The sequence below is a fragment of the Bradyrhizobium cenepequi genome (genome assembly GCF_020329485.1).
Lineage (GTDB): Bacteria > Pseudomonadota > Alphaproteobacteria > Rhizobiales > Xanthobacteraceae > Bradyrhizobium > Bradyrhizobium cenepequi.
Map to the genome: position 1 here is coordinate 1 of NZ_JAGKJI010000117.1, position 3,796 is coordinate 3,796.

The following is a 3,796-nucleotide window of genomic DNA, read 5'->3' on the forward strand; positions in this document are numbered from 1 at the left end:
AGCCCATGGAAGGACCGATCACTAACAATCGAACCGTCACCATTCCTTGAATTTTGGCTCGATGCACCCCCCGCAAACCCAAGGAAAAGTCCAATCCGCGGTACGCTTGGCGCTGTCGGGGATGTACCTGCTCCAGGCTTCCGCTCGGATCGGATTGATTGACTGCCAAATGACATCAAAGGTCCCGGAAGGATTTATTTTGCCTATCATGACTGGCTTGGAAAGATGATGATTGGTGTTCATTACAACCTCGAAGCCGCTCGGTGCCTTGATTCGTTGACCGTACATGGCTTGCCGGACCGCATTTACGTCGGTGGTGCCCGCTTGGGCAACGGCTTGCACCCACATCCTGAAGCCAATGAAGGTGGCTTCCATCGGGTCATTTGTGGTTTTGTCTCGTTGCTCGTTGAAATCCGCCCACATTTTGATGAACGCTTCGTTTTCTGCTGAGTTGATTGACTGGAAGTAACCCCAGGCCGCCAAGTGCCCGACGGGTGCGGCGTCCGCACCGAGCAGTTCGCGGTCGCCGATGGAGAAAGCCATGACTGGGATTGCGCTGGCGTCTACCCGTTGATCTGCGAGCTCCGCATAGAAGTACGAATTTGCGTCTCCGTTGATGGTGGATATCACCGCGGTCTTTTTTCCCTCCGAACCGAAGGCTTTGATCCGCTCGACGATCCCTCGCCAATCGGAATAGCCGAACGGTGTATAAATCGTCATGATGTCGTCTGGCGATACCCCCTCTGCGGTAAGATACGCGCTCAAGATTCGGTTGATCGTGCGCGGATAGACGTAATCGGTACCGAGCAGAACCCATCTGCGAACTTCTCCTCCTTCCTTGCCCATCAGATATCTGACGGCGGGAATTGCCTGCTGGTTGGGCGCGGCTCCCGTGTAGAAAATGTTACGAGAGCTCTCTTCACCCTCGTACTGCACAGGATAGAAGAGCAGGCCGTTCAATTGCTCAAAAATCGGAAGCACGGACTTGCGGGAGGCGGAGGTCCAGCAACCGAACACGACCGCGACCTTTTCCTTTGTGAGGAGTTCTCGGGCTTTTTCGGCAAAGACGTCCCAGTCGGATGCCGGATCCACGATGATTGGTTCCAGTTTCCGTCCGAGCAGCCCGCCTTTCTTGTTTTGGTCTTCAATCAGCATGAGGACCGTGTCCTTAAGCACCGATTCGCTGATTGCCATGGTGCCGGACAGAGAGTGCAGAATGCCGATTTTGATGGTGTCTTCGTCTGCGCGAGCCGCTGGGACGGCGACGAGCATGAGCTGCAAAACGAAAAATCCCAGCAAGATGCATCGGGGGACCCAAACTGACTTCATGTCGATGTCCCTACAAGCTCGAAAATGCGCGTTTCCTTTGTCATCCCCTTGGCAATGACCGCATCGAAGGGTTTGAACTGGAAGCAGTGCCGTACTCGCAAATAGACGTCTTCGCTAGCAAGGATAGCGGTCCCAAACTGCTTGTTCAGGCCTTCGAGACGTGCCGCCAGATTCACCGTATTGCCGAGAGCCGTATAATTCATGCGCTCCATCGAGCCCAAGTTGCCGACGACGGCCTCTCCGACATGAATGCCAAACCGCGTGAAGAATGGCTTCAGGCCCTCCGCTTCGAATTGAGCGTTGAGCTTTTCGCACGCCATTCTGCCCGCAAGAACTGCGCGGCAAGCCCGCTCGATATGGTCGGGCTGTGGATTGGGTGCGTTCCAGAACACCATCACCGCGTCGCCAATGAACTTGTCGATTGTTCCGCCTTCGGCGAGGAAAGCCTCTGTAAGCACCGAGAAATACCGCGACGTTTGCTGCATGAGCATGTCGGGGGCAACGGACTCAGCGATGGTCGTAAAGTCTCTAACGTCGGTGAAAACGACGGTAACCTCTTCTCTAACTCCGCCAAGCTCAGTAGATATCGAATTGTCCATGACCCCTCGGACGATTTCCTTAGGGACGAAGCGCGCAAACGAACGTATGGTGCGCTGCGCGAGATTCACCGTACTACCGAGTTCGCAAATTTCCTTAATGCGTGATGTGACTGGTGAAGGGTCGGGTGCAGCCAGCTTCTGGAGTCTAGCGGCCTGTGCCGTGATGTCTTTCAAGGAATGAGACATTCCGTTGCCAAATATCCAAACAACCGGAACAAACGCGGCGCCGGCAACAACTGCGACGATTAATCCAGTGAACTGTAGCCTCCGAACATTTTGGACAAAGTCTCCTTGAGCCGCCAGCAACAATATCTTGGCGCCGTGCTGCTCACCCAGGGTGAATTTTGCTAGCCTGAATAGGTAGCTGTTGCCTTGGTCGTCACGGATATCTCCATCGTAATAGTCGCGGCCATGCGACCCTCGCAACACAGCCGCTGCGACCCCCGAGTTGACCTCCTTGATGTTGGGTAATTGCGGTTGGGATGGATGTGTCATCGCGCTGGTAATAAATTGTGCAAAATCGGGGTGGGCGATGAGCGAGCCAGCCGCGTCGAAAATCAAGACGATACCGTGCTCTCCAGGCCGTTGCGCTTGGACGAAATCGCTGAAAGTGTCGAGCTTGAGATCGGCGGCAACGACGCCGTGCACCTTGCCTCGCAGGGGTGTGCTAATCGTCATCACCGGTGCCCCGGTATCAAACGAAAGATAAGGCAAGGAGACCAGCGACCGGTCGGCCCTCAGCGTCTTGTGATACCAGGGCCGCTTGCGGGGGTCGTATCCGTATTTCCATAGATCCAGTTGTCCGACATCGTTGCCCTGGCGATCTTCGAAAATCCGCCGCATGGGCAGTTCGCCATCGGGGCGGGGGTGGATCAGATCGATGGCAATATCAGCGCGAAGTGGCGCACGTAACCTCTCGCGCTGATTCTCGTTGAGGTCACTGGTCCGCCGCACCTCCAACCAAGCGCCGTTTTCGAAGCCGGCATAGATGCTGTCCATCTGGGGCAGTTCCTGCAGTGTGGCTTTGAAAAGTGCGATCGCACGGCTGGTCTCGATCATTTCATTTGAATCGGCTACGCTGGCGCTGGTTGCCAGTACACGCACCAGCGACGCTATAGTGGCTATCTCCGTCTGAAGACGTCCCAACGCCTTCGCGCTGGTCGCGTCCATATAGGCGGACGCAGCTTCCTGCGTTGCCGAATGAAGAGCCCGGACCTGAATAGTGATCAGCAGCGCGGCTAAAGCGATGATAAACGCCATCACCGCGAAGGTAATTGAAGTGCGAAATGTTAGCGTCCACCGGTCACCGGGCCGTATTTGTGCTTCGAGCTCAATCTCCTGGGTCGCCATACCTGCTCTATCTCTGTTAGTTCGTTCGCCCGGCCGGTTTGGTTGCGGCCGGCTGCCACCAGCCGTAGTCACCACCAGCCGTAAGAGAGGCCGGGATAGTAATAGGTCGGATAGCTCCAAATGAATTATAGGTCGGATAGCCCCAATACGAACTATAGGCGGGATAGCCCCGGTACGAATTATAGGTGGGATAACCCCGCCGCACCCGATAGCGCACGTCCGTCGTCACGGCTGGTATTGATCGGCGCAACAGGCGATTTGGCCGTGGCGGCCACTGTGATAGAAACAGCAATTGCGAACGCAATCGCGAGGCTGCGGACTTGAATCTTCACGGTAGTTCCTGTTCGTGTCAAACATGACAATCCACCGCTTGACGAGAATGACCTTGCAATGCCGGCGAGGGAAATCACCTCTTGCCATAGAGTCGATAGACGATCGTTATTGCCGCCACGCCGCCTGATGCCGTAGCGAGGAATGCCACCAGCCGCATCTGCAGAGACTTCTAAACCCGCTGCCGC

At 55.7% G+C, this 3,796-nt stretch carries 3 protein-coding genes; all 3 read right to left on the reverse strand.

Annotated features, from left to right (window positions below):
* Positions 1-36: 36 nt before the first annotated feature.
* Entirely contained in the window at positions 37-1,272 is a 1,236-nt protein-coding gene (gene urtA, locus J6497_RS40255) for an urea ABC transporter substrate-binding protein (protein ID WP_225709684.1), read from the reverse strand.
* A gap of 53 nt (positions 1,273-1,325) precedes the next feature.
* Positions 1,326-3,278 carry an adenylate/guanylate cyclase domain-containing protein gene (locus J6497_RS40260; protein ID WP_225709682.1) on the reverse strand — a complete coding sequence of 651 codons (1,953 nt, stop codon included), beginning with the start codon at positions 3,276-3,278 and terminating at the stop codon, positions 1,326-1,328.
* A gap of 179 nt (positions 3,279-3,457) precedes the next feature.
* Positions 3,458-3,796: hypothetical protein (locus J6497_RS40265; protein WP_225709683.1), on the reverse strand; the 339-nt coding region annotated here is incomplete at its 5' end.

Coding starts and splice junctions, on each gene's coding strand:
- urtA (WP_225709684.1), bottom strand. CDS start 1,272: ATGCTCGTCGCCGTCCCAGCGGCTCGCGCAGACGAAGACACCATCAAA.
- J6497_RS40260 (WP_225709682.1), bottom strand. CDS start 3,278: ATGGCGACCCAGGAGATTGAGCTCGAAGCACAAATACGGCCCGGTGAC.